Below are 26,114 nucleotides of genomic sequence, written 5' to 3'. Positions count from 1 at the left end.
GATGCAACATGCCTTCGGGCAGCCGGACTTCCACCCAATAGCGGATGAGACGTACGGCCATAAGTGAAAGCCCCGACTTTAGGATAAGGGTCTATGGGCAAAACAGGCAGCCGGCTCCAGGCTCTTGCCCGGAAAAAGCACGCGTCTCTTCTCTTGGCCGCGAAGGGGTGGAAAGACGAGGCGTCAGCGCCACCGAAGCGACGCCTTTAGCTAACCTCTTTTTCGCGGGCCACGTTAAGCGTGCCTATGCTCCCTGCCGACCCTATCACAACGCTGGCCCAGCAGTTACGCGCGCTGGAAACGGTGCCGGACTCGTACATCGTCGTCACGCCCGGGTTTATTATTCTTACGGCGAGCGACGCGTACCTGGCCAACACCCTGAAACGGCGCGAGGAATTGGTGGGACGCTACCTCTTCGATGCCTTTCCCGATAACCCGGCAGCACCCGAGGCCAATGCCGTGCGCAACTGGCGCGCCTCCCTGGAGCTCGTCATTACCACGGGCCAGCCCCACCAGATGGCCCTGCAGCACTACGACGTGCTCGATCCGGAACGGCCGGGGCACTTCGTGGAACGGCACTGGCTGCCGCGCAATACGCCCGTGTTTGACGACCAGGGTCAGCTGCAGTACATCATTCACAGCTCAGTTAATGTAACCGAGGAAGTGAAGGCCCGGCGCGCTATGGTGCAGGCGCAGGGCCGTGAGCACGAGGCCCTGGCCCAGGCCGAGCGGGAGCGGCAGCGGCTCAGCCAGCTTGTGCTGCAGGCTCCAGCCGCCATGTGCCTGCTTCAGGGGCCTGACTTTGTATATGAGCTTGTCAATCCGGTCTACCAGCAGCTGTTGGCCGGTCGCGAGCTGCTGGGAAAGCCCTTGCTCGAAGCAGTGCCTGAGTTTCACGGGAGCGCCGTGTGGGAGCACCTGCGGAACGTATACCGCACGGGGCAGACCCACCAGGACCAAGAGGTGCTGCTATCCTTCGTGGGGACAGATGCGCACGGACCCAAAGAAGCATACTTCAACCACACCTTTCAGGCGCGCTACAACGAGCTCCAGCAGGTCGACGGCGTGTATGTGTTTGCCTTCGATGTAACTGAGCAGGTGAAAGCCCGCCAGCAGGTGCTTGACCTCAACCAGCAGCTTACCCGCGTGAACGCAGACCTCGACAGCTTTGTGTACATGGCTTCCCACGACCTGCGCGGACCCATCGCCAACCTGGAGGGACTCGTGCAGGCGTTGCAGGAGGAGCTGCCCGACCCGTCGGCGCCGACGGGTCCGTTGGTGCAAATGATGCACGACGCAGTGGTACGCTTTCAGCGGACGCTGGGGCAGCTCGGGGAAGTGCTGCAATTGCACCAGGCCGCGGATACGGCTGCCCCGCCCGTGGAGCTGGCAACCGTCGTGGATGACCTGCGCCAGGATCTGCTGCCTGCGCTGCAACAAACCGGTGGCGCGCTGGAAGTTGACGCGGCGGCCTGCCCGGTGGTGGCTATTCCGGCCAAGAGCCTGCGCAGCATCCTCTACAACCTGCTCAGCAACGCCCTCAAGTACCGCCACCCCGACCGGCCGCCGCATGTGCGCCTGACCTGCCGCACCGAGGGCGGGTACTGGTGCCTGACGGTACAGGACAATGGCCTGGGCCTGACAGCAGCCCAGCAGGCCGAGCTGTTTGCCTTGTTCCGCCGGTTTCACGACCATGTAGACGGCTCGGGTTTAGGGCTGTACACAGTTAAGAAAACCGCCGAAAATCTGGGTGGCCGGGTTGAGGTGCAGAGCGAGCCCGGCTTAGGCTCGACATTCCGGGTGTACGTACCGAGCCCGGCCCGCTAAGAAGCGGGACGAGCAGTCGGCCGCATTGCAGCGCGGTATCGCCGTAAACATTCAGTGGGGCACTTGACGCTGCGGAAGTTCGCTAGATCGCCTAGTCCGTTGTAGCGGCAAAAAAGAATCAGGCAGAACGAATACTCTTAGTTGACGTCATACAGCTCGTTTAGCCATATGGTAGGTTCGGAGGTCACGGTAGGCTAGTCTACTGGCTGGCCGTTCGTGTCGATTGTGAAGCGGCGGCGCTGCAGGGTGACCTGGGCCCGGCCGTCCTCAAAATCTGTGGCGGCCTCGTACAGCTGAAATACGGAGGGGCCTTGTCCGGCCAGGTTTCGCTTGGTGATGTAAGTGTAGCCTGGATCCAGGCGCACGCGGGCTAGGCCCTCGCGAAAGGAATATGCTTCGTGGAACAAGAATGGCGGAGTGTCCGGGTCCTCCGGTTCGGGGCCGGAGATGTACTGCCAGCCACGTTGGTCGCGCACGGCGGCGTGGCCTTCGGAAAAGTCCCGGGCTTCGAGAAAGGTGCGAGAGAAGGGCTGGCCATCCTGGTCCAGGAAGGTGTAGGCCCCGTTTTTCTTTACCCGGGTGAAGCCGCCTGCGGGAGGGAAGCGCACCTCATAGGGGTCCACAGCAGCAGGCTCAGTCTGAGGCTGACCAGCGGGGCTTGCACCAGCTGCCGGAGGGGAAGGCTGACGGACCCCGGCCGCTGGGTTTGGGCTCGATTCAGCAGTTCGGTTCGACTCTGTAGGCTCGTGCGCTTCCCCGACCGGGGTAGGAGTAGACGAGGTGCGGCCCAGGTGGCCGACGCCCCATGCTCCCGCCCCCAACAAGGCGGCAGCTCCAACCACAGCAGCGGCCCGCGGCAGGCGACCCCGGCGGCGCTGGTTGCCGGTTGCGGTAGTCGGACCGGCGGCACGGTTGTTTAGTTGCTCCACAAGCTGACCAAGCTGCCGAATCTTGGCGTCGAGGTCGCGGTTGTGGCGGTCGGACTCGGCCCGTGAGGCTTGAATGGCGGCCTCCAGCGCGGCTTTTTCCTGGCTTTCGGCAGCGAGTCGGTCGCGCAAGACCTGGGCCTCGGAGGCGACGGGCGGGGCCTGGGCCAGCTCGGCGCGCAGCTCCTCCATGCGCCGTTCACGCTCGGCTTCGCGGGCCTCGAGGGCCTGGAGCTGCTGCTGCAACTTGACTTGGGCGTCGCGCTGCAGCTGTTCAAGGCGCTGCATTTCGGCGGTGCTGGCGGCGGCCTGGGCAGCGGGGTGGCCATAGGGCGTGTCGGCCGGGATATCGTCAGCTCCGAGCCAGCTCCAGGCGCGACGAAGGAAACCGGGCGCGGGAACGGGCTCCGGCTCGCTGGGGAAAGCAGGGGAAGGTGCAGCCGGTACGGGTTGCATGTCGTCCGCCGCCAAGCTGTGGGCCCATTCGGTGAGGTCGGCCTGCGGGATATCAATCTCGGGGCGGGCAAGCCGGGCGAGGCGGCGGGGTAGCTGGTCGGCATTGGCCAACAGCTGAAAGCTGCCGTCGGGCAGCTGGCTTAGGCGTGCCTCAACTTCGGGAGCAAAAGTGACGGGCGCACCAAACACCACCAGGCCGGAAATGAAGTGCAGGTTGGCTTGGTCGGGACCAAACTGGGGCTGAAGCCAGGTGGCCAGCGCGGCTTTTTGGCGTTGGAACTGCGCGTAGGGATTGTCGGCTTCGGCGCTGGAGCCGGACAGGGTATGTCCGTCGAGGAGCCAATTGCCGTCGTCTAGGGCGGGCATCTGGAGCGGGCCGCCGTGGGGCACCAGTACCAGCACCGTGATACTGTGTGGACGGATAACGACGGCGTCCAGCGGCTCGCCGCCGGCTTCCACAGCAAAATGGCCGAGTAGCAGTGTCGGGCCGGCGCCAGAGTCTTCGCGTAGCGTGGCCACCAGTCGGTCATAGAGCCGGGCGGTGGCCGGGTCGGCGAAGGGCGTGTAAAGGAAATCGTGCAGCATGGCGGGCAAAGGAACTGACTTTGCAGGCTACGAAAAAGGAAGCATGCATGCCGAGAGGGGTTGAGGGTCGGCGACCGTGGGATGGTTGTGGCCCGAACTTTGACCAGGCCGGGACGTTAGCGTCGCATTACCTCATCTCTTCTCACTCCCTATGAAACTCGCTCATTACCTGCTCGCTGCTGGTTTGCTGCTTTCAGCCTCGGCGGCTTCGGCCCAAGACAATGGCAAAGGAAAGGACAAAGACAAATACAAGAAGGAATACAAGGACAAGGATAAAGACTACGACAAGGACCGTAGGAAAGAGGCCGAAAAAGACAGGAAGGAGTACGACAAAGACCGTGACGAGCGGTACAAAGAGGGCAAAGACGGCAGAGATGGTCGTTACGATGGCCGGAGCACGGGCGCGGCGGGTGGCATTCTGGGACGGGTAGTTCTGCCCCGGGCCGGCACGGCAGGTCCCCGGCAGTTAGCGGGCGTACCCAAAGGTCACTACCCGCCGCCCGGTGAGTGCCGGATATGGTACCCCAACCGTCCGCCCGGCCACCAGCCGCCGCCTACCAGCTGCAATAACCTGGCGGGCGTCCGCCTAGAGCCCGGCGCGTTCATCCTGCACGGCGACCGGGCGTACGACGCCGAGTATGACTGGCGCGAAGAAGACCGTCGCCGCCCCGGCACCGTGGGCCGCGACATCCTCGACATTCTCTTTCCCCGGCGCTAACGCGTAGTAAGCCCTGCGTTCAACACCGCCCGACGACTCCTGGAGTGGTCGGGCGTTTTAGTTTTTGGTCGTCTCGTGCCTGGGCTCCTTGGCTAGCGCCTTCGGCTCTACGCTACGGTCGGGCTAACACGTACCGGGCCCAGGCCGTACACGCCCTACTTACACCCCACGCCTTCTGGGCGTGATTTTCTTGCATCCAATGAAATACACTGTTCTCTCCCTCCTGTCGGCAGCTGTGCTGCTGAGTAGTTGCAGCCAAGAAGACCAAAAGCGGCGTGAAGCCGACGCCGCCATCGAAGAAGCCCGCGAAGCCCAGGCCGAAGCTGATGCCAAGCGGGCCCGGGCCGTGGCTAAAGAAGTGCGTGCCGATGCCGAGGCGCGCGCCAATGCGCTGGAGGACCACGCCGAGGCCGTAGAAAAAGGTGCCAGCGTAGACCCCGAGGACCGGCCCTACTCCGGAAACGACGACCGGGAAAGAATACGCTACGAGGCCGAACGCGAGTTGCACCGGGCTGAGCGGGAGCGGCTTCGCAATGCTGAGGAGCACCGCGGCGACCGGGACAAAGAGTATAAGCGGGACTAAGTCGCGCCGGTGGTGCCGGAGAGGGCTGAGTCAGCCTTTCGTACCTTTCTCTTCAACCCACTTCTGACAATGAAAAAGCAACTTTTCTCCCTGCGGCTGACGGGCCTGTTTTTCTCGGTCCTGGTGCTGTTCAGCGGCTGCCGCAAAGACGATGTGGACCCGGTTAACCAGGAACTGAACGTGGCCAGCTTCGAGGGCCTGGACGTGAAGGCCGGCTCGACGGTGGTACTGACCGAGGGGCCCACGCAAAAGGTGGAATTGCGCGGCGGCAATGCCGACGTGGCGCGGCAGCTGCGCACCGGCGTGGACAACGGCACCTGGACCGTGGAATTTGACGGCGACGTGCCCAACCAAGACCGAATGACGATCGAGGTAACCATGCCCCGGCTGCGGCGGCTGGTGCTGACTGGGCCGGGCACGGTGCGGGGCATAAATCCGTTTACATTCTCGGATGTCCTCATCGAAAACACCGGCTCGGGCAGCATCATCCTGGGGCTGAAGGCCACGTCTGTGAACGTTGAGGTGAAGGGCTCGGGGCCCGTGCAGCTGGCGGGTGCCACGGTTAACCAGACCGTGCGTATGACGGGCTCGGGTTTATATGGGGGCTTTGGCTTAAGCAGCACCAACGCGGACGTCACGGTATCGGGATCAGGATCGGCGGAAGTGTGGGCCACGTCGGCGCTAATGGCCAGGGTGCCGGGAAGTGGCAACGTGCGCTACAAGGGGCGGCCGGTTATTACCGCTACAACGCCAGGCTCGGGACGAGTGATTGACAGCAATTAGAACGGCCTGATGCGGCACTTTGGGTAAAAGTGCGGTATTGATTGTCTTAAATGAGCGGGACTTCTGTTCCGCTCGCTTTGCTTCCGGGCTGGTGGTCCAGGTTCGCGGCCGTCATTATGAGGGCGGACCCGTTGTGCGCAGCTGCAGGCGGAAAGTCAACCCAGGTTTCAGCTGTGCTTTTGGCCGGCGTATCACTGCGGTGTTCTAAGCCCCTCAGGCCAGACGGCTGCCGTTGGGCACCGGCGCGGCCACGGCCGTCAGCACGATGTCGCCGTTTTCGTCGGGCACCCCGGTCACCAGCACTTCCGAGAGAAATGGCCCGATCTGCTTGACCGGGAAGTTTACCACGCACAGCACCTGCCGGCCGGGCAGCTCGTCGGGCTGGTAGTGCCGGGTAATCTGGGCGCTCGACTTTTTCAGCCCGATTTCCGGACCCAGGTCGATGAGCAGCTGATAGGCCGGCTTGCGGGCCGCCGGAAACACCCGCGCCTCCACAATGGTACCCACGCGCAGGTCTACGCGCATAAAGTCAGCCCAGGAAATCAGCGGTTCAGCCATGGATGTGCGGGCAGGAAGGGCAGTGCGGGTTGTTCGGCCGGTCCAGACGAGGTTACTTCGGAGCCTGGGCAAACTGGTTGAGCAGCGCAAGGCGCTGCTTGACCTGGGCTTCCCAGAACTCCTGCTTGGCGGTGTTCAAACCGTGGTTGGTTTCGCCGTCGTAGCGGGACTCTTCCCGCTTCCAGGCCGCAAACGCCAGGTTGGTCATGTTGTTCAGGGCCGGCTGCAGCTTCATGCAGTTCATCTTGGTCAGGCTCAGCTTCTGGCGCAGCAGCCGGGCGTGCAGCTCCGTCAGGTCGAAGTGCAGCTGCTCGTGGCGCAGCAAAGCCGGGGACGCCCGTTTCACGTCCCGCACCCACGATTCCGACGGCACGAACACGGCCGACACCGTGGCGTGAAACTCGAAGTCGGTGCAGCCCACCTGCACGTCGAGGGTAGAGGACGTCAGCGCCGCCAGCTGCTCGGAGGCATGCGGCCTGGCCTGGAAGTCGGCCCAGGTCAGGGGGCGGTCCGGCAGCCAGCCGATGGTGGCTTTCACCGGGGCCGGCGCTTTGGCCGGGCCCTGAGCGGGGGCCGTAAGCAGAAAGGTAAGCGGGAGCAGGAAAGAGAAAAGCATCGGCGCAGGCCCGTTGGAATGCGAGGTGAACAGGATCTAAAGCTAAGTATCCGCGGGCAAATCGGCGGCGGATGTGGCTCAGCTTATTGCCAGCCTAACGCCGGACCACTGCTGGTTCGTTCACTGCCACCCGGCTGTGCTGGCGGAAGCGCCACAGCAGCGCCAGGGCAACCAGCGTCAGGCCCGTCAGCAAGCCCATCCATACCCCCGTAGCGCCCATGCGCAGGGGAAACGCCAGAAAGTAGCCGAAGGGCAGGCCCACGGCCCAGTACGCCAGCAGCGCCACCACCGACGGTATCTTCACGTCTTCCAGGCCCCGCAGCGCGCCCAGCCCCACCACCTGCAGCCCGTCCGACACCTGGAACAGCGCCGCAATCAGCAGCAGCGTGGCTGCCTGGGCTACCACCGCGGGGTCGTGGTTGTAGAACAGCGGAATGTACTGCCGGGCGGCAACGAGCACCAGCCCGGCCCCGCTCATCAGCAGGAAGATGAGCAGGTAGGAAGTGAAGCCGGCCTGCCGGGCGCCTTCCGGGTCGCCCAGGCCCCGCAGCCGGCCCACCCGGATGGTGGCCGCCGCCCCGATGCCGCTGGCGGCCATGTAGGTGATGGAGGCCACGTTGATAGCAATCTGGTGGGCCGCCAGGGACGTAGTGCCCAGCCAGCCGATCATGATGGCCGAAAAGCTGAAGGCGCCCATCTCAAACATCATTTGCACGCCGATGGGTGCACCCAGGCCCACCAGGCGGCGCAGACTCGGGCCGTGCAGCTCCAGCCAGTGACCGGCGGCTTCGCGGTAGGGCTGCAGCCGGGGCGCGCGCAGCACGTAGGTCGCCATCAGCGCCGCCATCAGCACCCGGGAGAACAGCGTGGCCCAGGCTGCCCCGATCATCCCCATGCGGGGGGCGCCCCAGTTGCCGAATACCAGCGCGTAGCACAGCACGGCGTTCAGCACGTTGGCCAGGATGGACAGGTACATAGCCTGGCGGGTCAGGCCCAGGCCTTCGGCAAACTGCTTGAAGCCCTGAAAAACCATCAGCGGCAGCATCGACATAAACAGTACCCGCACCCAGGGGCGGGCCAGCGCCACCACTTCGGCGGGCTGGTCGAGCAGGTGCAGCAGCGGGGCAATGGCAAAGCCCAGTCCGGCGAGCAGCAACCCCGCCAGCACGCTCAGCTGCACCCCGCCCACGAGCAGGTCCCCCAGTGCATTCACGTCGCGCTTGCCGTCGGCGGCGGCTACCAGGGGTGTTATGCCCATCGTCAGGCCCAGGCCCAGCACCATCACCACCGTGCCCACGCTCACGCTCAGCGACACCGCCGCCAGGGGCACCTTACCGGTCTGGCCTACCACCACGCTGTCGACCACGCTCACCAGAATGTGGCCCAGCTGACTGAGCACCACCGGGTAAGCCAGCAGCAGGGTAGGGCGAATGTGGGGGCGAATGGCAGTCAGCGGCATGGTCGGCAGAAATCGGGCCCGCAAAGGTACGACGCGGACCAGCCCCGGTAAGCGAAAACAGCAAATTAGCCGCTACCCCGGCCGGGACTTGATAGCCGGCCTAGCCCGTCGGTTTTTCCCGGCTTTGTCCAACTTCATGACCCGGCCTGTCACCCACCTGGTCTGGACCTTGAAGCCATCTTCACTTCTGGGCTGACTGAAAAAGTACAAGTCGAACTGCCGCGGACGCGCCGCCCGGCACTGCCGGAAAAGCAGCCCGAAGCCGGAGGCGCGGCCTACCGCTACGGGCGGGCCGCCGACCCGGTCAGGGTTGCCCGGAGCCGCCCCAGCGCTTCCCGCAGGTCAGCGGCCGGCACGGCGTAGGAGAGGCGTACAAACCCGGGCGCGTCGCAGCCGCTGCCGTCCACAACCTCCACGCCGCCCTCGCGCAGCCGCCCGACCAGGGCCGCCGCATCTGCCGGGGCAGGGTTGGGGGAAAGGTAGGCGGTCAGGTCGGCAAAGACGTAGTAGGTGCCCGTAGGCAGCACGTAGCGGACCCCGGGAATCGAGTTTAGCTCCTGCAGCATCAGCTCCCGGGTTTCCGCTAGCCGCTCCAGGATTTCACCGGCCACGGCCGGAGCCGCCAGCGTAGCCGCCAGAGCTGCCTGCTGGATAGGTGCCGGCACGGCGGAGCCCGTCGCGTGCTGCCAGGCCGCGCAGGCCCGGGCCAGCTCCGGCGGGGCTATCAGGTACCCGATTCCCCAGCCCACCAGCCCCAGGGACTTGGAAAAGCCGTTCACCACCAGGTGCTGACCGTGCGGATCGGGCCACTCCAGCAGAGACGGCACCCGCTCGTCGCTAAACACCATCAGGTCGTAAATCTCATCGGCCAGCACCAGCAGGCCAGGGTGCTGCCGGGTCACGGCAACCAGGCCATCCAGCTCGGCGCGCGTGTACAGGCGGCCGGTGGGGTTGTTGGGGTTGGAGTACAGCAAAAGCCGGGTCCGGGGCGTGAGGGCGGTGGCAATAGCCTCCGGGTGCAGGGCGTACCCATCCGCCGCCGACAGCGGCAAGCTGCGGAGCGTGCCGCCGGCCCGGGCCACCAGCTCGGCAAAGCCAAACCAGTTGGGCGTGAGCAGCAGCACTTCGTCGCCGGGTTGGAGCACCGCCAGCAGCAGGGCGTACAGCGCGGGCTTGGCGCCGGGCGTCACGATCACCTGTCCGGCTTCCACCGTGGCGCCCTGCTGCCGGAAGCGGCCGGCCAGGGCCTCGCGCAGGGCCGGCAGACCCGCCGCGGGCAGTACCGGCAGCGGGCCAGCCTGCACGGCCGCTACGGCCGCCTCGGTGGCAACGGCCGGGGCCGGGAAGGGAACATAGCCCGAGGCCAGGCTGATAGGGGATAGTGACATGGCAGCAGAAACGGCAGGCGCCTACGCAAGAGGAGCTAAGACCACATCGGCAAAATACGCCTGCTCGTCGGTAAAGAAGTGCTCGACCCGCAGGCCGGCCTCGGCGGCCAGGTCAGCAATGCCGGGCCCGGTGAACTTGTAGGAGTTTTCGGTGTGAATAACCTCCCAGGCCGCGAAGTCCACGCTCAGGTCCAGGGCTGCAAACCGCACCGTCTGGGCCCGGGCGCTGACCACAAAGGAGCGCACGGCCCCGCTCAGCGGGTCGTAGTCGGTGTAGTGTTGCCACTGGTCCAGGTCGAAGTCGGCGCCCAGCTCCTGGTTGAGGCGGGCCAGCAGGTTCAGGTTAAAGGCCGCCGTCACGCCCGCGGCATCGTCGTAAGCAGCCCGGATGACGCGGGGGTTCTTCTGCAGGTCGAAGCCGATCAGCAGCCGGTCGTCGGCCGTGAGGGGCCCAGTAAGCTGGCGCAGGAACGCCAGGCGGTCGGGCGGCAGGAAGTTGCCGATGTTGGACCCCAGAAACAGCACAGCCTTGCGGCCGGGCCGGGCCGCCATCAGCGCAAGGGCCGCGGTGTAGTCGGCCACCACGGGCTCGACCTGCAGGCCGGGAAGCTCGGCGCGCAGGCTGGCCGTGAGGCCTTCCAGCGCGGCAGCGGAGATGTCGACCGGCACGTAGGTGAAGCGGGCCCCGCTGTCGAGCAGGTAGCGGAGCAGGATCTTGGTTTTCAGCCCGTCGCCCGCGCCCAGCTCCAGCAGAAAGAACGGTTCCCCCGTCGCGGGCCGCAGCGCTTCGCCAATGGCGGCCCGGTGGGTGGTGAGCAGCGCAAACTCGGTACGGGTCGGATAGTACTCCGGCAACGCCATGATCTGCTGAAACAGCTCACTGCCCCGGTCGTCGTAGAAGTACATCGACGAAAGGCGCTTGGGCGTGCGGCCCAGGCCGTCGAGCACGTGGCGGCCCAGGTCGGAGGTGGCTTTGGTGATAGGAGCAGCTTGATTCATGGGAGGAAAGGGGAGCAAAGAATGGGGATACCGGATGTGGAATAAGGGATACTTCAGTAGGTTCCTTATCCCAGCTTTTACCGGGCCAGGCGGATGCCGGTGAACTGCCACCGCTTGTCGGGGTGGAAGAAGTTGCGGTAGGTGAGGCGGATATGGCTGGCCGGAGTGGCGCAGGAGCCCCCGCGCAAAACCATCTGGTTGAGCATGAACTTGCCGTTGTATTCGCCCAGGGCTCCGGCGGCCCGCTGGTAGCCGGGGTAGGGGTGGTAGGCCGAATACGTCCACTCCCAGGCGTGGCCCAGCAGCTGGTGGCACTCGTCGGGCGAGGCGTCGGCCGGCAGGGGTTGGGGGTCGAACCGCCCCGAGTCCATAAACTCCCCGGCTTCAACCGTGGGCTCGAAGTGGCGGGCGGCAATTTCCCACTCCTGCTCGGTAGGCAGGCGGTAGCCCGCCCAGTGGGCATAGGCATCCGCCTCGTAAAAGCTGACGTGGGTTACCGGCGCGGCCAGGTCGAGGGGGCGTAGGCCGTGGTGGGTAAACCGGAACCACGACTTGCCTTTCTTCACCCAATACAGGGGCGCCTCCCAGCCGGCACTCTGCACCAGCTCCCAGCCTTCGCCCAGCCAGTAGCGGAAGTCCTGGTAGCCGCCCGCTTCCACGAAGCTCAGATACTCGCGGTTGGTAACCAGGCGGTTCTGCAGAGCAAAGTCGGCCACGTACACGTCGTGGGCGCCCTGCTCATTGTCAAAGCAGAAGCCTTCTTCCTGGAAGCCGATCCGGTACACGCCGCCCGGCACCGACAGCCACGAGGCGGGCGGCTGCACCGAACCCGAAGGAGGCGGCAGCTCGCCGGCGGGGTGGTACGCCGGTAGCAGGGGGCTGGTGCTCAGGATATACTTGATGTCGGTAGCCAGCAGCTCCTGGTGCTGCTGCTCGTGCTGCAAACCCAGCTCAAACACCGTCGCAAACGAAGCCGGCTGCCTGGGCTGCCCGCCCAGCCGTTCCAGCAGCACGCCCATCTGCTCATCCACGTGGGCGCGGTAGGCATACACATCGGCCAGGGCGGGGCGCGACAGGGTGCCGCGGTCGGCGCGGTTTACCCGGCTGCCCAGGGAGTTATAGTAGGAGTTGAAGAGGAAGGCGTAGTCGGGATGAAACGGCTGGTAGCCCGGCAGAAACTCCCGCAGCAGGAAGGTCTCGAAAAACCAGGTGGTGTGGGCCAGGTGCCACTTGGGCGGACTCACGTCGATAACGGGCTGCACCACGGTGTCTTCGGGCAGCAGGGGGCGGCACAGGGACTGGGTTTGCTCCCGCACGGCCCGGAAGCGGGACAGCAGCTGGACAAAGTCGAGGGCCGGGGTGGGGGCGTTGGAAAGCGGGGTGGACATACGGGCGGTGGTCATGGGTCGGCAAGGTAACCTCTAAACCAGAGAGCAGGTTTTTTGGGCGGGCGGGGCCGTCAGCAACCGGGGGTGCGGGGGCTTTTTCGGGGATAAATGCGGAGACCGGGGCGGCAAGATACCGGCTCGCGGGCAGCCCGGCAAAAGGGCGGTATTAATCGCGCAACGTCCGGCTTAACTACGCAGAGCTCATCAGTACAAAGCGGTATTTTGGCCGGTTTAGGGCGTTTTTGTGGTCAGAAGCCCCATCTTCAGCTCAGGTACTCCCGTTCAAAGAACCAGAAGCAGACACCACCAAACTATTCCTTTCCAAACTAAAAACACTCCCATGAACAACTCACCACTTCAGCGCGGGGCAGCCAAGACGGCCGCTACCACCAGTGCCCGGACTACTACGACCGGAAAAAGCCTGCGGGGCTTTGCCGCCATGGACCCGGCCGAGCAGCGCCGTATTGCCAGCGAAGGCGGTAAGGCGTCGCACGAAAGCGGCCGTGGTCACCGATTTACATCAGAGGAAGCACGCGCTGCCGGCCGTAAGGGGGGCCAGGCAAGTCGCGTACGGAGCAACCAGGGCGGTGCCACCCGATAGTTTTTCCTGATGTAGCGGTGGGGCAGGTCGCTGACCTGTTCCACCGTATGTTTTGAAAGGTCTTTGCGCAGTGCGCAAAGACCTTTTTCGTTTCCGGCAACCAGCCCCGGGAATTCCGGTTATTTGTCGGGTCACTTATCCTGCTACCGCCCGATGCTTCAGCTTCGCCACTCCCGGCGCGTGTTGCGCTTCAACTTCCCGGCCCGCACCTCCCGCGGGGCCCTGACCGAGCACACCGCCTATTACCTGCACCTGCACGACGATACCGCCCAAGGCCCTGTCGGGACCGGGGAGGCGGCCCCACTGGCGGGCCTGAGCCCGGAGTATGGTCCAGGCTTCGAAGCACGGGTGCAGCGGCTGTGCGCGGCGTTTAACGAGCAGCAGTACGCTGCCGTGACGTGGGACGAAGCGTCGGCGCTGGTAGAGCCCGAGTGGCCGGCGCTGCGCTTTGCCCTCGAAACAGCGTGGCTCGACTTTCAGCGGGGCGGGCAGCACCAGTTGCTGGACAACGCCTTCAGCCGGGGCGAGGCGGGCATTCCCATCAACGGCCTGGTGTGGATGGGCGACGCCGCCTTTATGCGGGAGCAGATCGAGAAAAAGCTGGCGGCGGGCTATTCCTGCCTCAAGCTTAAAATCGGCAGCCTCGACTTTGCCACCGAGCTGCTCCTGCTGCGCGAAATCCGGGCGGTAGCCGACCCCGCCACGCTGACTCTGCGGGTGGATGCCAACGGTGCCTTTGCGGCAAACGAGGCCATGGCCCGGCTGGAGGCGCTGGCCCCGTTCGGCCTGCACTCCATCGAGCAGCCTATCCGGGCCGGGCAGTGGGCGGCAATGGCCGACCTGTGCCGGCAGAGCCCGATCCCCATTGCCCTCGACGAAGAGCTGATTGGCGTAACCGACCCGACCCGGCAGGCCGCGCTGCTCAACGAAGTCCGCCCGGCTTATATCATTCTCAAGCCCACGCTCGTGGGTGGCATCCAGGCCACGCGGGAGTGGGTGACCCAGGCAGAAGCCCGCGGCATCGGCTGGTGGCTGACCTCGGCGCTGGAATCCAACGTCGGGCTGAACGCCATCAGTCAGCTGGCGGGGGAGCGGGTGCAGCCGGGGTTGCCCCAGGGCCTGGGCACCGGGCAGCTCTACCACAACAACGTGGAGGCCCCCCTGCACATCCGGGCAGGAGAGCTGCACTACGACCCGCAGGGGCACTGGGAGAACCTTGGCTAAGAGGCCCGGCAGGTGGCGGGTTACGGCTTTTTTGCTACCTTCCCCCACTCTGCTTTTCCCCTCTATGCCCACGCGGTGGTCGTTTTTACCTTGCTCCCGATTCCGTACCGCCTGGAAGCTGGCGGTAGCTGTGGCCACGCTGCTGCTGCTGGCCGGCGGGGCCGGCGCGCAGGTGTCGCCTTATACGTTTGAGCGCAACGGGACGCGGCGGGTAAAGATGCCCTTCGAGTTTCAGCGCAACCTGATTGTGGTGCCCGTGTACCTCAACGGCCAGGGGCCCTACAACTTCCTGCTGGATACCGGCGTCGCGACGTCCCTGATTACCGACCCGAAGCTGCGCGAAACCCTGAACCTGAAGATTGGCGGGGAATTCCGGGTGGCCGGCCTGGGCGAGGACGAGCCCCTGCTGGCGTACCGCACCGACGGCGTGGCGGTAACCATGAACGGCGTGGTGGGCCCGAGCATTACCTTCCTGGTGCTGTCAAACGACGTGCTGAATCTGTCGGGCTACGTGGGCATGACAATTCACGGCATCCTGGGCTTCGACGTGTTCCGCAGCTTCGTGGTGGAGGTCGACCCGATGGAGCCGGCCCTGATCTTTCACGACCCCAAGCGCTACCGCCAGCCCAAAGGCCGGCGCTGGACCCGGGTGCCGCTGGAGCTGGAAGGCAGCAAGGCCTACATGACGGTTCCGGTGACGCTGCAGGATACGCTGACGTTGCCGCTCAAGCTGATTCTGGACACCGGAGCCGGCCACGCCCTGTCCATCGAAACGCATTCCGACCCCCGGCTGAAAGTGCCGGCCCAGCGCCTGCGCACCCAGCTGGGGCGGGGGCTCAGCGGCAACATCAACGGCTTTCTGGGACGGGTCGGCGGGCTGCAGCTTGGTCAGTACCGGCTGACGTCCCCGCTCACCTCGTTTCCCGACTCCAGCAACGTGGTGCTGCGCACCGATGCCAACCGCAACGGCAACGTGGGCTTCGAGATGCTGAAGCGGTTTCGCCTGGTTATCGACTACCCCCACAACCGCCTGCTGCTCCGGCCGAATGCCCTTTTTCACGACCCGTTCGAGCACGACATGTGCGGCTTCGAGCTGCTGGCCAGCGGGCCCGACTTTCGGCGCTACATCGTGCTGAAGGTGCACCCCAACTCGCCCGCCTCGGCTGCCGGCCTGCAAACCAATGATGAGATTCTGTCGGTAAACCTGCAGCCGGTGGCTGGCATGAACCTGACCCAGATCAGCCGGCTGTTTCACTCCGCCGACGGCCGCCAGCTCCTGCTGATTGTCCGGCGGGCCGACGGGGAGCTGCGGACGACTACCGTTAAGCTGAAGCGCCAGATCTAGCCCGGCAGCTGCCGACGCCCCGCCGCGGGAACCGGCCCGGTAAAATTCTTACATTAGAAGCCCTGCCTGCTTTGGCTGCCGTTTCACCAGTTGTCCTGCCCAATGCCCACGGCCTCCCCGCCCACGCTGCCGACTCCCACGCCCGCCATTCAGGCCAACCAGCACATCTACTCCGACTATTTTGACGAGGAGTTTGCCCAGACCCTGGACCGCAACATTCTGCAGATGCTCGACCGGATCTGGTTTCGGTCGAAGCTGGTGGGGTTTGAGCACTATCCGCAGCGCAACAACCCCGACCGGCCCCTGATTTTTGCCAGCAACCACTCGGGCATGGCGTTTCCCTGGGATGCCATGGTAGCCCTGGCTCACCTGATGCGCACCGTAGACCGCCCCCACGACCTGCCCCGGCCACTGTCGGCACCCATGTTGTCGCAGTCGGTGCTGATGAACCCGTTTCTGGTGCGGGACTTCTGGAAGAAGTGCGGCTGCGTGGATGCTACCACGCTGAACTTCGAAACCATGATGTTCTACAACGACCACAACCTGATGCTGTACCCCGAGGGCGTGCCGGGCATCGGGAAGGGGTTCAACAAAAAGTACGAGCTGCAGCGCCTGGCCACCAGCATTATCCGGCTGGGCATCCTGCACCGCACCGACATCGTGCCGTACTACACCATCAACGGCGAGTACCTCAACCCCTACACCTACAGCTGGCCCTGGCTGAATAGGCAGATGAAGAAAATCGGGATTCCGTTTCTGCCGTTGGGACCGATTATTCTGATGGTGCTGCTGCAGCCCTGGTTTTTCTACATGGCCTACCCGGCCAACCTTACCTTCGTGATGGGCACCCGGATCCGGCCCTACGAGCTGACCGACAAGCCCTACGAAGAGCTTACCCGCGCCGACTACGAGGCCCTCTCGGAGCAGGTGCGGGCCCGGATGCAGACGGAGATGGACGCCGCCGTGAAAGAGCACGGGCAGCAACCTTACCGGTGGACGCAGATGTGGCAGCGCATCCGGGAAAACCGACGCTACTTCCCCTTCTTCCTGCCCTTTGCCTGGCCGGCCATGTTCACCGAGTTTGAGCGCCTGTACGTGAAGGAGGGCCGCCGCGACTTTACCATGGACCTGACCAGCCCCGGGGCCTGGCTGCGCATGATTTGGCGCAACCCCTTTACCCTCACCTTCTTTATTCCCGTACTAGGCTGGATTCCAATTGCCATCCGCGGCTATAAGGGGAATAGAATCGGAGAAAAGAGCGTTTGATGAAGGATTAGGAATTACCCTGACTGATCACCTGTATCTATCATCCCTTACCCAAGTCCCCAGGACCCTAAGACCCAACCCACCACCCGAATGCCTTCTTCGCAGCACCTTTTGCTTAAGCAGTTTTTACTGGGTCTGTCCGGGTCGATAGCCCGCCGGCGGCCCACGTTGGCTTCAATGCGGCTGGCCATGGAAGTGGGGGCACTGGGGCAGTTTCTACCCTGGGGCGTACACCTGGAGGATACCAGCGTGGAAGGTATGCCGGCTGAGTGGCTGCGACCTGACGGGGCTCCGGCGCACCGGGTGCTGCTGTACTTCCACGGGGGCGGCTACGTGCTGGGCTCGATCAATACGCACCGCGCCCTGGTAGGTGCCCTGGCCCAGCGCTGCGGCCTTAACGCCCTCACCATCGACTACCGTAAAGCCCCCGAGTACCCTTTCCCGGCAGCCCTCGACGATGCCCGGCTGGCGTACCGCTGGCTGCAGGAGCAGGGCTACGAGCCTCAGAACATTATCCTGGCCGGCGACTCGGCCGGGGGCGGGCTGGCTTTGGCCCTGCTGGTTTCCCTGCGCGACGCCGGACAGGCCCTGCCCGCCGCTGCCCTGGGCCTGTCGCCCTGGACCGACCTGGTTTTACCGCTGACGACCCTGCGCCGGGTGGCCCACGAGGAAACCCAGCTGCTGGAAGCGCTGCAGATGCGGACTTGGGGGCCGCACTACGCCGGTGGCCTGCCTTTGTCGCACCCACTGCTGTCGCCGGTGCGGGCCGACCTGCACGACCTGCCGCCCCTGCTGATTCAGATTTCGGATGCCGAGGTGCTCTACGAGGATGTGTTGGGCTTTGCCGACAAGGCTCGTGCCGCCGGGGTGGCGCTCACCCTGCAAACCTTTGGGGGGCTCGTGCACTGGTGGCACCTGTTCTGGCGCGTTCTGCCCGAAGGCCGGGAAGCTTTGAACAAGGCCGCAGTCTTTGTGCACGGAATATGGGAAGCGCAGGCCGCTGCGCACCGTGCGGTTTCTCTGGCTGGGGTTGCTGTGCGTACTCCAAAATCGGCTGCCTTGCCGGACCCGCGCCTTTACCGCCGGGTAAGCAGGACTAGCCCTGGCTAGAACAGTTTTTCCGGCCCGGAAGGGCCGTCAGGCATATGGAACAACCGGGTGATCTGATTTTTTTAAGCCTAGCTGCCAACTATATAGACATGTTTTCGTAGGTTTGAGCAAAATAGTAGGCTTGCATAACACTTTTGGCGGCTCTCGGCTTCCAAGCGGCTTTTTCTCTTTTCCCCATCCTCTTTAACCCCCCTCAACCACCATGGAAGATTTGTTTAAAAAGTTCATCAATGCCGGTGTTGGCTTTGCCTCGCTCACCAGTGACCGGGTGCAGAACGCCATCGATGCCCTTGTGAAAGAAAGCAAGCTTTCGGAGCAGGAAGGCAAGAAGATCATGGATGACCTGAAGAAGAACTCCGAAACCAAGGCGAAAGAGCTGGAAAAGCAGTTCAACACGATTACTGCCAAGCTGATGAAGAGTGTGGGCGTCGCCACCAATGCGGACGTGGAAGAGCTGAAGCGCAGCGTAAAGGGCGGCTCCAAGTCTTCCTCGGGCTCGAAGTCGGGCAGCAGCAAGTCGGCCTCGGCTAAAGCTGCCCCCGCGGCCAAGGGAGCTGCCGCCAGCGCCACCAGCAAGGCCGCCACGGGTGCCAAGAAAGCTGCTGACAAAACCAGCACCGCCGCCGGCAAAGCTCAGAAGTCGGCTGCCGGCTCGGCCGGAGCTGCCAAGCGCACCGCCAGCGAGGGTCCGGGCCATACCGGCTCTACTTCGACAGGCAACAGCAATAGCTAAGCTTAGCGTACCCTGTCACAAACCCCGCCTGCATCCATGTGGGCGGGGTTTTCTGTATACTTGAAGGTTCAGCAGCGGCTCGGGCCTTTCGAAAAACAGAAGTCCGTGTAGATCGGTGGGGCCCGCTCAGCTGCCGCAAAAGCCCCAACGCAACCCTGCCACGGCATGGGTAGCCTCCTGACAGCAGCTAATAGCCAATTGCTAAAGGCCATTAGCTTACATATAACTTGCTCGGCATGTTTAAAAACACAATTTCCAACCTCGGACGCATCCGGCAGGTAGTGGAAGTGCTGGTGCGCTACGGGTTTGAGGATGTCGTGACGAGCACTGCCCTGCGGCGACTGGTGCCGCCCAAGCGGCGGCTGTCGTGGCAGCACGCCGAGCGGCCCGTGTTTGGCACCAGCCGCTGGGAGCGGGTGCGCATGGTGATTGAAGAGCTCGGGCCCACCTTTATCAAGCTGGCCCAGGCCCTGAGCAACCGTCCGGATATCCTGCCCGAAGCCCTCATCGACGAGTTTCAGAAGCTGCAGAGCGACGTGCCGCCCTTCGACGTGCAGGTGGCCCGGGAGATTATCAGCGCCGAGCTGGGCCGGCCCCTCGAGGAAGTATTCAGCGAGTTCGACGACAAGCCGCTGGGCTCGGCCAGCATCGGGCAGGTACACCGGGCGCGGCTCCACACCGGCGAAGAAGTAGTGGTGAAGGTGCAGCGCCCCGGCGTGCAGGAAAAGGTGCGCACCGACCTGAGTTTGCTGCACGAGCTGGTGCGCCTCACGGCCGGGTTTCTGCGCAACCACGGCCTTTCCAACCCCCAGGACATCGTGGACGCCTTTGAGCGGAGCATGACCAAGGAGCTGGACTATACCTCCGAGGCCCGCAGCATGGAGCAGTTTCGGAAGCTCTACGCCGAGTACAACACCTTCTCGATTCCGAAGCCCTATCGGGAGTTTTCGACGGCCCGCATCCTCGTTATCGAATTTGTGAGCGGCTGCAAGATTTCTGACAAAGCCCAGCTGCTGGAGTGGGGGCTGAGCCCCGAGACGGTGGCCGAGACGGGCATGGACATCTACCTGACCCAGATCTTCGAGTTCGGCATCTTCCACGCCGACCCGCACCCCGGCAACGTGCTCGTCCGGCCCGACGGCACGCTGGTGCTCATCGACTTCGGGATGGTGGGCAAGCTCACCAAGCAGCAGAAATATGCCTTTGCCGGCGTGTTTATCGGGATGGCCCGGCAGGATGCGCGCAGCATGGCGCTGAACTTCCGCCGCCTGGCCCTGACGGCCGACATTCCCGATATGCGCGCTTTCGAGGCCGACCTCAACGAGCTGATTGAAGACTTCACGGTGCTCGACGTGAAGGAGATGAGCATGAGCGACCTGGCCGACCGGCTTCAGACCGTCATCTACGACTACAAGCTACAGGTGCCGGGCGCGGTGTTCCTGATTTTGCGGGCCCTCGTGATTCTGGAAGGCATCGGCAAGGTGCTGCACCCGAGCTTCAACACGTTTGAGTTTGTGCGGCCCTACGGCGCCCGGATCGTAGCCGAGCAGTACTCACCCGAAAATCTGCTCAGCGAAGCCCAGCACACCGGCTCCCAGCTGCTGGCTTTGCTGTACACCCTGCCCGGCGACATTCGTCAGATCGTGCGCAAGGTCTCGCGCGGGGACCTGCGCCTGAAGATCGAGCTGAGCGGCTACCAGCCGTTGCTGCGGATGGCCGATCAGCTGGTAAGCCGCACCATCATTGCCCTGCTGGCCGCCGCCTTCCTGCTGTTTTCGGGCATCACGCTGCTGGGCCGTTACTCACCGGAAATGCCTTACCGCCACGGCCTGCCCCTGATCACCTGGTGGAGCCTGGGGGCCACCGCCTTCCTACTCACCATCCTGTTCATTCTGGGCTTACGCAAGCGGGAGTGAGGGTTGTAGCTGTTGCTATTGGCTGCTGGCAGTTCGCTTCTTTCCGGTCTTTATTCAGGTTGACAGAACAACAAAAAGGCTATGGGCCAACAGCTAATAGCTATCAGCTAAAAATAGAAGTTGCAACTCCGCTGGTCGGCAGGCAATTTTGTAGCTGATTGGCGGCTGAGTGTTTCAGCCGGTCTGCAGGCTTTGTCTGGTGCGTAGCTCTTCTCTTTTTCTGCTCAGCCTGCTGGCGGGCCTGTTCGCGGTGCTGCCGCAGGGGGCCAAGGCCCAGACCGAACCCGTTTCCCTGCTCCGCGACGTGGAGCTGCGCACCGATACGGCCCGCTACCAGCTGAGTCGCAACGCGGTAAACGTGCAGGGGGAGCGGAGCCTGTACTTCTGGTTTCGGCGCGACGACGAGACGGTGGAGGTCAAGCTGTTTCCCCGCGACTTCTCGCCCGAGCGGCCCCTGCGCCTGCTCCGCTCTGCCGACTACCAGCAGCTCGACTCCCTGACGGTCGAGAACTATGGCTACCGTACCCGCCTGCGGTTCCGCGACCTGACCGGCAGCCAGTTTGTGCGCCTGCTGGTAGAGCAGACCGGGCCTGCCGGCCAGCCCCGAAGCCGGGAAGACGTGGCCCTGCTGCCCCTGGCCCGCACCACCGTTACCCTTCGGCCTGCCGATGAGGAGCTGTATGTGGGCGAGGAAAAGGTCCTGGAAATCACCAGCTCCAACCCGCGCAACATTCGGGCAACCGGGGAGTGGACCCGCACCACCGAGTTCGACTACCGGATTGTGAGTGGGCCCAACGCCACGCTGCGCCTGCACCTCGTGCCCAATCAGCTCGGGCGCCGCAGCCTGGTACTGCGCCTGCAGGCCGAGCGCCCCACGCTGCTGCCCAATGGTAAGCTCAGCTACCTGCTGCCCGCCCTCCGCCAGGACTTCACGGTAAAAGCCAGCCGCCTGCGCTTTCTTACCCCGGACCGCCGCGACGTGACGATGGACGAGCTAAGCCGGCGCCGGGGCGTCGAAATTATTCTCGACAACGGCCGCTCGTTTGAGCTGCGCCGCACCTACCGGCTCGAAGACCAGGAAGAGCCCGGGGGGGCGCTGATGGCGGAAATCTTTACCCGCAGCTACCTGTCCAACGACCGGGTGCTGTGCTGGCTACGGCCCTACAACACGCACAAGCAAAGCGAAGGCTACCTCTACATCAAGGAAAATGACCAGGCCCGCTACGTCACCAACCTCGACATCAGCCCCAAAACCACGATTTCCGGGGTTAGCGTGCTGCATCGGGGTGGGGACTGGACGTCGTCGCTCAGCGTGAGCCCGGGCGAAACCGTGGACGTGCGCATCGAAGGGGAAGGGCTGCAGAAGGCCCGCTTCCACTTCGAGGACCTCCAGGTAATCCCGTCCGACTCTTCGGTGCGGACCGACGTGCGCGTGGTGTACCGCGTGCAGGTGCCCGTCACGTTCGACAAACGCAAAAGCGTGATTTACAACGGCGGGCAACCCACCGGCTTTGCCTTGTCGGTCCGCGAGTTTCAGCGGCCCCACCCGCTCGACTTTATTGGCGTGACCTACGGCGAGTCGGTCCGGGCCATTACCAAGCTCGGCGGGCCGGTCCTGTACGACCGCACCATCCGGGACGTGGTGTTTCAGTTTAACCCCAACGGACTCGACAACGGCAAGCAGCTTTTTGGCAAGCAGTACCTGTCGTTTGAGATCCGGACGCTGAACAGCAAGGGGGAGCTGATTGAAATCCGCAACGTCGACAACGTGGTGGTCTGTCCTGGTGACAACTCGCCCCGGGCGGCTTTCTACCAGGACAAAGCCTGCCGCACCGACCCGCTCAACCTGAACAGCATCCTGTCGCGCAAAACCTACGATCTGGACGAGTGGAGCCGGATTCTGGTCACCATCAAGCACCAGCCCGGACAGTACCAGGAGCCGGGCTACAGCCAGGTGGTGGAGCTGGTGCTAAAGCGCAACTTCAAGTTCGACATCGACGTGAGCTTTCCGGCCGGCCTGCTCACCAAACGCCAGGATGAGACCGGCTACGGCTCCTTCAGCGGCATTTCCCTGGCTACGCTCGCGCAGTTCAGCTTCTACAACCCCGAGAAAATCAACCGCCTGCGGCCGTACAAGATCGGGGCCGGCTTCGTGGCCCTCAACGCCTTTAACCTGACGTCCGACAGCAACGTGAAGCGGGACCTGGGCATCGTGATTCTGGGCTCCGTGTATCCCACGCGGCGCGACGCCAAGCTCACCTTCCCGCTGTACCTGGGCGGGGGCTACTTCCTGTCGTCGAAGCAGTGGTTCTACATGCTCGGACCGGGTATCGGGGTGCGGCTGTAAGCTGCTTTACACGTCGGACATCACCACGAATGGCACCTGCAGTGCCGCGGCCAGCTGCTTGCCAACGCTCAGGGCTTTTTCCCGGTGATAGAGCGTAAACTCTGCCATCACCTGACCAATAGAGGTGCCGGGCGTGGCTAGCAGCAGGGTCAGATGCTCGTTGCGCTCGGCTGGCAACGAGCGGGAGCCATTGGGGTGAACCATCATATCGGAGTGGGCTTTCAGCACTACCCGTACGCAGGGGCACAGGTGGAGCCAGCTGCCGAAATGCACCCCCAGTACCCGGGTGAAGCTGCGGTAACGCTGCCGGCCGACATCCAGCTCAATTCCGTGGTAGCTGCTTACGCAGGCCGCAGCCACCGTTAGGCAGGCTACCGCCAGCCCCCTGTAAGGGGAAAGCAGTAGCAGCAGCCCGATCAGCGCAACGGCAATGCCCACAGCAACCGGGCCGGATGAGGTTTTTATCGGATAGGTCACGCCTGCAAACGGTAGATCAGCGGGACGGAAGCTCCTGAAAAGGCGCAGAGCGGCTGTCCGTAAGATTCGTCGCCCGGTTAAAAGTAGACCGCGGCGCTGATGGACAGGTCTTTGTAGATGACGTTGTGCAGCACGTCGGTGCCCTGCTGCCCGCGGCTGTACACCGACTCGATGCTGAAGCCCGGCAGGTTGGGCAGGGCCACATACAGGCCGGCGCCACCCTGCAGCCCGAACGCAAAGGCGCTTTGCTGCCACTCGATGGGGAGAATAGTGCGGTTAGCCTGATCGGAGCGCTTATCGGAAGCCGAAACGTCGTGGGTTACGGCCATGGCCAGGTGCGGGCCGGCGAATACGAAGGGACGCGCCGTGCCTTTGCCAAGCTGGTAGCGCAGCTGCAGCGGGACCCGGATCTGCCGGAAGGCGTAATCGGCGGTGCGGGTCAGCGTGTAAGCGGAGGTGCCGGTGTAGATCTGCTCTTCAAATGCTCCCGTCAGCTGCACCAGCAAAGCTTCGGCCTGAAACGAGAAGCCGTTGTAGTAGGCAAAGTTGACGAATCCCCCGGCCTGCCAGTTGCCGGCGTACTCTGATTCTACCCGCTCGGAGTACGGATTACGCATGGGCGTTGTCAGCCTAGTGCGGTTGAGCCCGGCTTTGATGCCAAAGGAGCGGGACCAGCCCTCGTTGCCCGAGGGAAAGGCGCCGAACCGCCGCTCCTGAATCAACTGGCTGTCGTTGATAGTGCTTTGAGCCAGCACGGCGGTTGCCGGGCACAGCAGGGCGAGTGCGGTAAGGGTAGATTTGAAAAGCATGGCGTAGCAAGTAAGTGAGCTGGATTGGAGGCAGGGCAGATTGGGTACAAGGGAGCCAAGCTACGGAATTAAGCCTGACCATCCGCTTCCGCGACGAGATTAAAAATGGCCGGAACGCCGACGAAACGGCGCGCCGGGTTTGCCGTTAGCGGGTATGCATCAGCCTTCAACACGACCCTATGGCTCCCGACTCAACCCTGCAACGGTTTCTCGACGCGCAAACAACCGACTACCACACGGCCCTCACCGAAATCAGGAGCGGCCGCAAGCGCAGCCACTGGATGTGGTACATCTTTCCCCAGATTCAGGGGCTGGGCTACAGTGAAACGGCAAGGTTCTATGGTATCCGGAACCGGCAGGAAGCCGAAGCCTATCTGCAGCACCCGGTTCTGGGCAGCCGCCTGCTCGAAATCAGCAGCGCCCTGCTGGAGCTGGAAAGCAGCAACGCCACCCAGGTGCTGGGCAGCCCCGACGACCTGAAGCTGAAGTCCTCGATGACCCTGTTCGCAGCCGTCAGCCAGAACCCGGTTTTTCAGCGGGTGCTCGACAAGTTTTACAACGGGGAGCTCGACCAGAAGACGCTGCAGCTGCTCGGCCGGTAATGCCCCCGACGCAGTCCGTCTGGGTTCTGTGGCCGGTTCCTGTGTCCACGTCAAGCGGGTACAGTGCGCTGAAAACTACCGTGCCCGCGTAAACCAGCCGCAAGTCCACTTACAGGCTGAAGCCCAGGTCAACCCGGTTGATCTGCCTGAGCGGAGCATCATTGTTGAACCCGTCCTGAATGTTCAGGTAGCGGTACTCCAGACTGATAAGTGAGGTTTTGCGAATGGCCACGGTAAAGCCGCCACCGGCGCTCAGGCCCGCGTTGGCCCCCTTGAATTTCGGGAAGGGCCGGCTTTCCGGCGTTGGCCGGTCGGAGCGGACGTATTCCACCGTCGAATTGTCGTTCAGCCGCAGGCCAAACACCATGCCTCCGTTAACGAAGGGCGAAATCATGCCCCGGTACAGAAACAGATTGCCAAGAACGCCGAGCTGGACGTTTGAGTAGTTCACATGCGTCAGCCGGTCCAGGGTATAGGTAGCCCCGCCGGTGTAGATGTTTTTGCCTTCAAAGTCGATTTTTACCTGCGTAAAGCCGAGCTCAGCCTGAAAGCCCAAGGGGGAACGGTTCGTGGCCCGCACGAATACGCTGGTGATGGGCTGGGCCGACTGCCGCTGCGGGTCGTTGTCGAACTCGGCGTCTGGCACCGTGTACGTTGTCCGGGTGAGGCCCAGCTTTGCTCCCGGCCGGAAGCGCCAGCCCGAGGGCAGCTTGGCTTTCTCGGAAGGCTGGTTGGGGTAGCGGCACGCGTTGTAGCGCGTTACCACGTCGGTGACGCCGGCGTAGGTGTAGGGCCGGTGGTGGGCGTAGGTGGCATCAACCGCGAAATCCAGCGTTGGGCAGCCGCCCAGGTTTTTGTGGTACTGCAGCCGGTACGCGTTGGGGTCTATTTCCACCAGTTCAGCCTTATCCGGCACCTCCAGGTAATACCGGGTAGCTCCCTGCGCGTTTTTCCCGCTGTAGGCGCTGACCGGGCCCTTTACCAGCGGAGTCAGGAACAGGACGGAGCCCCCAATGGTGCGCGTTATCTGCTGCACCGCCTGGCCTTCGCCGTAGCTGCTGACCTGCGACGCCGGGTACATGGTGAATTTACCGCCCTTCTGCCGAAACCGAAGCTGGTTTTCCTTTTTGTCTACTTCGCCTTCGAAATGCTGAAGCTGACGAATCTCTCCCCGCAGGGTGTCGCCATTGGTCAGCACCAGGAAGTCGTTGCGCTGAAACTGGGCATAAGCCGATTGGCTGCCGATCAGGATAATAGCTGCTGCTAACGGCAGCTTTGGGATAGTAAAAGGTAGTTGCATAGGGGGAGAGGGATGAAAAGAGGCGTAGTGCTATCGGATGGGTGCCGGCCATTTTATTCACCGTAGTCAGCTCCGCCGGTCGGAAGCTCTTTGGAAAT

The 26,114-nt window shown here is 63.6% G+C and carries 23 protein-coding genes; 13 read left to right on the top strand and 10 right to left on the bottom strand.

The annotated features are described in order from the left end of the window. The first annotated feature begins 246 nt into the window (after positions 1 to 246). Positions 247 to 1,827 (top strand): sensor histidine kinase, encoded by a 1,581-nt coding sequence (locus LJY25_RS09590; protein ID WP_227608103.1) that lies wholly within the window; start codon positions 247 to 249, stop codon positions 1,825 to 1,827. 194 nt (positions 1,828 to 2,021) lie between these two features. Here LJY25_RS09590 and LJY25_RS09585 read toward each other — a convergent pair whose 3' ends face one another. Beyond that, positions 2,022 to 3,794 carry a WG repeat-containing protein gene (locus LJY25_RS09585; protein WP_227608102.1) on the bottom strand — a complete coding sequence of 591 codons (1,773 nt, stop codon included), beginning with the start codon at positions 3,792 to 3,794 and terminating at the stop codon, positions 2,022 to 2,024. Between the two features lie 151 nt (positions 3,795 to 3,945). Here LJY25_RS09585 and LJY25_RS09580 point away from each other — a divergent pair, with 151 nt between their 5' ends. The 3 genes from LJY25_RS09580 (at position 3,946) to LJY25_RS09570 (ending at position 5,878) form a co-directional block, all read left to right on the top strand. Then, the gene (locus LJY25_RS09580) at positions 3,946 to 4,512 is read left to right on the top strand and encodes a hypothetical protein (protein ID WP_227608101.1); all 567 of its coding nucleotides are present in this window, start codon (positions 3,946 to 3,948) and stop codon (positions 4,510 to 4,512) included. A gap of 199 nt (positions 4,513 to 4,711) precedes the next feature. Continuing rightward, a complete protein-coding gene (locus LJY25_RS09575) occupies positions 4,712 to 5,095 on the top strand; it encodes a hypothetical protein (protein WP_227608100.1) in 384 nt (127 codons plus the stop codon). A 69-nt stretch (positions 5,096 to 5,164) separates the two neighbouring features. Continuing rightward, positions 5,165 to 5,878 (top strand): head GIN domain-containing protein, encoded by a 714-nt coding sequence (locus tag LJY25_RS09570; protein WP_227608099.1) that lies wholly within the window; start codon positions 5,165 to 5,167, stop codon positions 5,876 to 5,878. A gap of 213 nt (positions 5,879 to 6,091) precedes the next feature. Here the strand turns inward: LJY25_RS09570 and LJY25_RS09565 are convergent, their stop codons facing one another. From LJY25_RS09565 to egtB, 6 genes are all read right to left on the bottom strand, one after another. Continuing rightward, on the bottom strand, positions 6,092 to 6,436 hold the full coding sequence (locus LJY25_RS09565; protein ID WP_227608098.1) for a tRNA-binding protein: 345 nt from the start codon (positions 6,434 to 6,436) through the stop codon (positions 6,092 to 6,094). A 52-nt stretch (positions 6,437 to 6,488) separates the two neighbouring features. Then, the gene (locus tag LJY25_RS09560; RefSeq protein WP_227608097.1) at positions 6,489 to 7,052 is read right to left on the bottom strand and encodes a DUF922 domain-containing protein; all 564 of its coding nucleotides are present in this window, start codon (positions 7,050 to 7,052) and stop codon (positions 6,489 to 6,491) included. 94 nt (positions 7,053 to 7,146) lie between these two features. Then, on the bottom strand, positions 7,147 to 8,511 hold the full coding sequence (locus LJY25_RS09555) for an MATE family efflux transporter (protein WP_227608096.1): 1,365 nt from the start codon (positions 8,509 to 8,511) through the stop codon (positions 7,147 to 7,149). Between the two features lie 281 nt (positions 8,512 to 8,792). Next, positions 8,793 to 9,899: a pyridoxal phosphate-dependent aminotransferase gene (locus LJY25_RS09550; RefSeq protein ID WP_227608095.1), complete on the bottom strand. Its 1,107-nt coding sequence runs from the start codon at positions 9,897 to 9,899 to the stop codon at positions 8,793 to 8,795. Between the two features lie 21 nt (positions 9,900 to 9,920). Beyond that, positions 9,921 to 10,898, bottom strand: a complete 978-nt coding sequence (egtD, locus tag LJY25_RS09545) for an L-histidine N(alpha)-methyltransferase (protein WP_227608094.1) — start codon at positions 10,896 to 10,898, stop codon at positions 9,921 to 9,923. 77 nt (positions 10,899 to 10,975) lie between these two features. After that, positions 10,976 to 12,301, bottom strand: coding sequence for an ergothioneine biosynthesis protein EgtB (gene egtB / locus LJY25_RS09540; protein WP_227608093.1), 1,326 nt, complete (start codon positions 12,299 to 12,301; stop codon positions 10,976 to 10,978). Positions 12,302 to 12,626: 325 nt separating this feature from the next. Between egtB and LJY25_RS09535 the strand changes: the two genes are divergently transcribed. The 8 genes from LJY25_RS09535 (at position 12,627) to LJY25_RS09500 (ending at position 22,828) form a co-directional block, all read left to right on the top strand. Beyond that, the gene (locus LJY25_RS09535) at positions 12,627 to 12,887 is read left to right on the top strand and encodes a KGG domain-containing protein (RefSeq protein ID WP_227608092.1); all 261 of its coding nucleotides are present in this window, start codon (positions 12,627 to 12,629) and stop codon (positions 12,885 to 12,887) included. A 153-nt stretch (positions 12,888 to 13,040) separates the two neighbouring features. Beyond that, positions 13,041 to 14,111, top strand: a complete 1,071-nt coding sequence (locus LJY25_RS09530) for an o-succinylbenzoate synthase (protein ID WP_227608091.1) — start codon at positions 13,041 to 13,043, stop codon at positions 14,109 to 14,111. A gap of 64 nt (positions 14,112 to 14,175) precedes the next feature. Beyond that, positions 14,176 to 15,456 (top strand): aspartyl protease family protein, encoded by a 1,281-nt coding sequence (locus tag LJY25_RS09525; RefSeq protein ID WP_227608090.1) that lies wholly within the window; start codon positions 14,176 to 14,178, stop codon positions 15,454 to 15,456. Between the two features lie 102 nt (positions 15,457 to 15,558). Continuing rightward, entirely contained in the window at positions 15,559 to 16,722 is a 1,164-nt protein-coding gene (locus LJY25_RS09520) for a lysophospholipid acyltransferase family protein (protein ID WP_227608089.1), read from the top strand. A 90-nt stretch (positions 16,723 to 16,812) separates the two neighbouring features. Next, a complete protein-coding gene (locus LJY25_RS09515) occupies positions 16,813 to 17,832 on the top strand; it encodes an alpha/beta hydrolase (RefSeq protein ID WP_227608088.1) in 1,020 nt (339 codons plus the stop codon). A 202-nt stretch (positions 17,833 to 18,034) separates the two neighbouring features. Further along, positions 18,035 to 18,565 (top strand): phasin family protein, encoded by a 531-nt coding sequence (locus tag LJY25_RS09510; protein WP_227608087.1) that lies wholly within the window; start codon positions 18,035 to 18,037, stop codon positions 18,563 to 18,565. A gap of 236 nt (positions 18,566 to 18,801) precedes the next feature. Continuing rightward, positions 18,802 to 20,481: an ABC1 kinase family protein gene (locus LJY25_RS09505; RefSeq protein WP_227608086.1), complete on the top strand. Its 1,680-nt coding sequence runs from the start codon at positions 18,802 to 18,804 to the stop codon at positions 20,479 to 20,481. 199 nt (positions 20,482 to 20,680) lie between these two features. Beyond that, positions 20,681 to 22,828 carry a hypothetical protein gene (locus LJY25_RS09500; protein ID WP_227608085.1) on the top strand — a complete coding sequence of 716 codons (2,148 nt, stop codon included), beginning with the start codon at positions 20,681 to 20,683 and terminating at the stop codon, positions 22,826 to 22,828. Positions 22,829 to 22,834: 6 nt separating this feature from the next. Here the strand turns inward: LJY25_RS09500 and LJY25_RS09495 are convergent, their stop codons facing one another. Both LJY25_RS09495 and LJY25_RS09490 read right to left on the bottom strand, forming a co-directional pair. Then, positions 22,835 to 23,305, bottom strand: coding sequence for a hypothetical protein (locus LJY25_RS09495; protein ID WP_227608084.1), 471 nt, complete (start codon positions 23,303 to 23,305; stop codon positions 22,835 to 22,837). Between the two features lie 77 nt (positions 23,306 to 23,382). Next, positions 23,383 to 24,114, bottom strand: a complete 732-nt coding sequence (locus LJY25_RS09490) for a porin family protein (protein ID WP_227608083.1) — start codon at positions 24,112 to 24,114, stop codon at positions 23,383 to 23,385. Positions 24,115 to 24,293: 179 nt separating this feature from the next. On the opposite strand from LJY25_RS09490, the gene LJY25_RS09485 reads away from it, so the two are divergent. Then, positions 24,294 to 24,716, top strand: coding sequence for a DUF1810 domain-containing protein (locus tag LJY25_RS09485; RefSeq protein ID WP_227608082.1), 423 nt, complete (start codon positions 24,294 to 24,296; stop codon positions 24,714 to 24,716). A 109-nt stretch (positions 24,717 to 24,825) separates the two neighbouring features. Here the strand turns inward: LJY25_RS09485 and LJY25_RS09480 are convergent, their stop codons facing one another. After that, positions 24,826 to 26,016, bottom strand: coding sequence for an outer membrane beta-barrel protein (locus LJY25_RS09480; protein WP_227608081.1), 1,191 nt, complete (start codon positions 26,014 to 26,016; stop codon positions 24,826 to 24,828). Between the last annotated feature and the right edge of the window lie 98 nt (positions 26,017 to 26,114).

The sequence above is a fragment of the Hymenobacter translucens genome (assembly GCF_020685205.1).
GTDB lineage: Bacteria > Bacteroidota > Bacteroidia > Cytophagales > Hymenobacteraceae > Hymenobacter > Hymenobacter translucens.
Note: the sequence above shows the minus strand (reverse complement) of the source record. Positions and strands in the feature narration are given on the sequence as shown.

Excerpts from the sequence above, each read along its gene's own strand:
- LJY25_RS09590 (WP_227608103.1), top strand. The coding sequence starts at position 247 with ATGCTCCCTGCCGACCCTATCACAACGCTGGCCCAGCAGTTACGCGCG.
- LJY25_RS09585 (WP_227608102.1), bottom strand. The coding sequence starts at position 3,794 with ATGCTGCACGATTTCCTTTACACGCCCTTCGCCGACCCGGCCACCGCC.
- LJY25_RS09580 (WP_227608101.1), top strand. The coding sequence starts at position 3,946 with ATGAAACTCGCTCATTACCTGCTCGCTGCTGGTTTGCTGCTTTCAGCC.
- LJY25_RS09575 (WP_227608100.1), top strand. The coding sequence starts at position 4,712 with ATGAAATACACTGTTCTCTCCCTCCTGTCGGCAGCTGTGCTGCTGAGT.
- LJY25_RS09570 (WP_227608099.1), top strand. The coding sequence starts at position 5,165 with ATGAAAAAGCAACTTTTCTCCCTGCGGCTGACGGGCCTGTTTTTCTCG.
- LJY25_RS09565 (WP_227608098.1), bottom strand. The coding sequence starts at position 6,436 with ATGGCTGAACCGCTGATTTCCTGGGCTGACTTTATGCGCGTAGACCTG.
- LJY25_RS09560 (WP_227608097.1), bottom strand. The coding sequence starts at position 7,052 with ATGCTTTTCTCTTTCCTGCTCCCGCTTACCTTTCTGCTTACGGCCCCC.
- LJY25_RS09555 (WP_227608096.1), bottom strand. The coding sequence starts at position 8,511 with ATGCCGCTGACTGCCATTCGCCCCCACATTCGCCCTACCCTGCTGCTG.
- LJY25_RS09550 (WP_227608095.1), bottom strand. The coding sequence starts at position 9,899 with ATGTCACTATCCCCTATCAGCCTGGCCTCGGGCTATGTTCCCTTCCCG.
- egtD (WP_227608094.1), bottom strand. The coding sequence starts at position 10,898 with ATGAATCAAGCTGCTCCTATCACCAAAGCCACCTCCGACCTGGGCCGC.
- egtB (WP_227608093.1), bottom strand. The coding sequence starts at position 12,301 with ATGACCACCGCCCGTATGTCCACCCCGCTTTCCAACGCCCCCACCCCG.
- LJY25_RS09535 (WP_227608092.1), top strand. The coding sequence starts at position 12,627 with ATGAACAACTCACCACTTCAGCGCGGGGCAGCCAAGACGGCCGCTACC.
- LJY25_RS09530 (WP_227608091.1), top strand. The coding sequence starts at position 13,041 with ATGCTTCAGCTTCGCCACTCCCGGCGCGTGTTGCGCTTCAACTTCCCG.
- LJY25_RS09525 (WP_227608090.1), top strand. The coding sequence starts at position 14,176 with ATGCCCACGCGGTGGTCGTTTTTACCTTGCTCCCGATTCCGTACCGCC.
- LJY25_RS09520 (WP_227608089.1), top strand. The coding sequence starts at position 15,559 with ATGCCCACGGCCTCCCCGCCCACGCTGCCGACTCCCACGCCCGCCATT.
- LJY25_RS09515 (WP_227608088.1), top strand. The coding sequence starts at position 16,813 with ATGCCTTCTTCGCAGCACCTTTTGCTTAAGCAGTTTTTACTGGGTCTG.
- LJY25_RS09510 (WP_227608087.1), top strand. The coding sequence starts at position 18,035 with ATGGAAGATTTGTTTAAAAAGTTCATCAATGCCGGTGTTGGCTTTGCC.
- LJY25_RS09505 (WP_227608086.1), top strand. The coding sequence starts at position 18,802 with ATGTTTAAAAACACAATTTCCAACCTCGGACGCATCCGGCAGGTAGTG.
- LJY25_RS09490 (WP_227608083.1), bottom strand. The coding sequence starts at position 24,114 with ATGCTTTTCAAATCTACCCTTACCGCACTCGCCCTGCTGTGCCCGGCA.
- LJY25_RS09485 (WP_227608082.1), top strand. The coding sequence starts at position 24,294 with ATGGCTCCCGACTCAACCCTGCAACGGTTTCTCGACGCGCAAACAACC.
- LJY25_RS09480 (WP_227608081.1), bottom strand. The coding sequence starts at position 26,016 with ATGCAACTACCTTTTACTATCCCAAAGCTGCCGTTAGCAGCAGCTATT.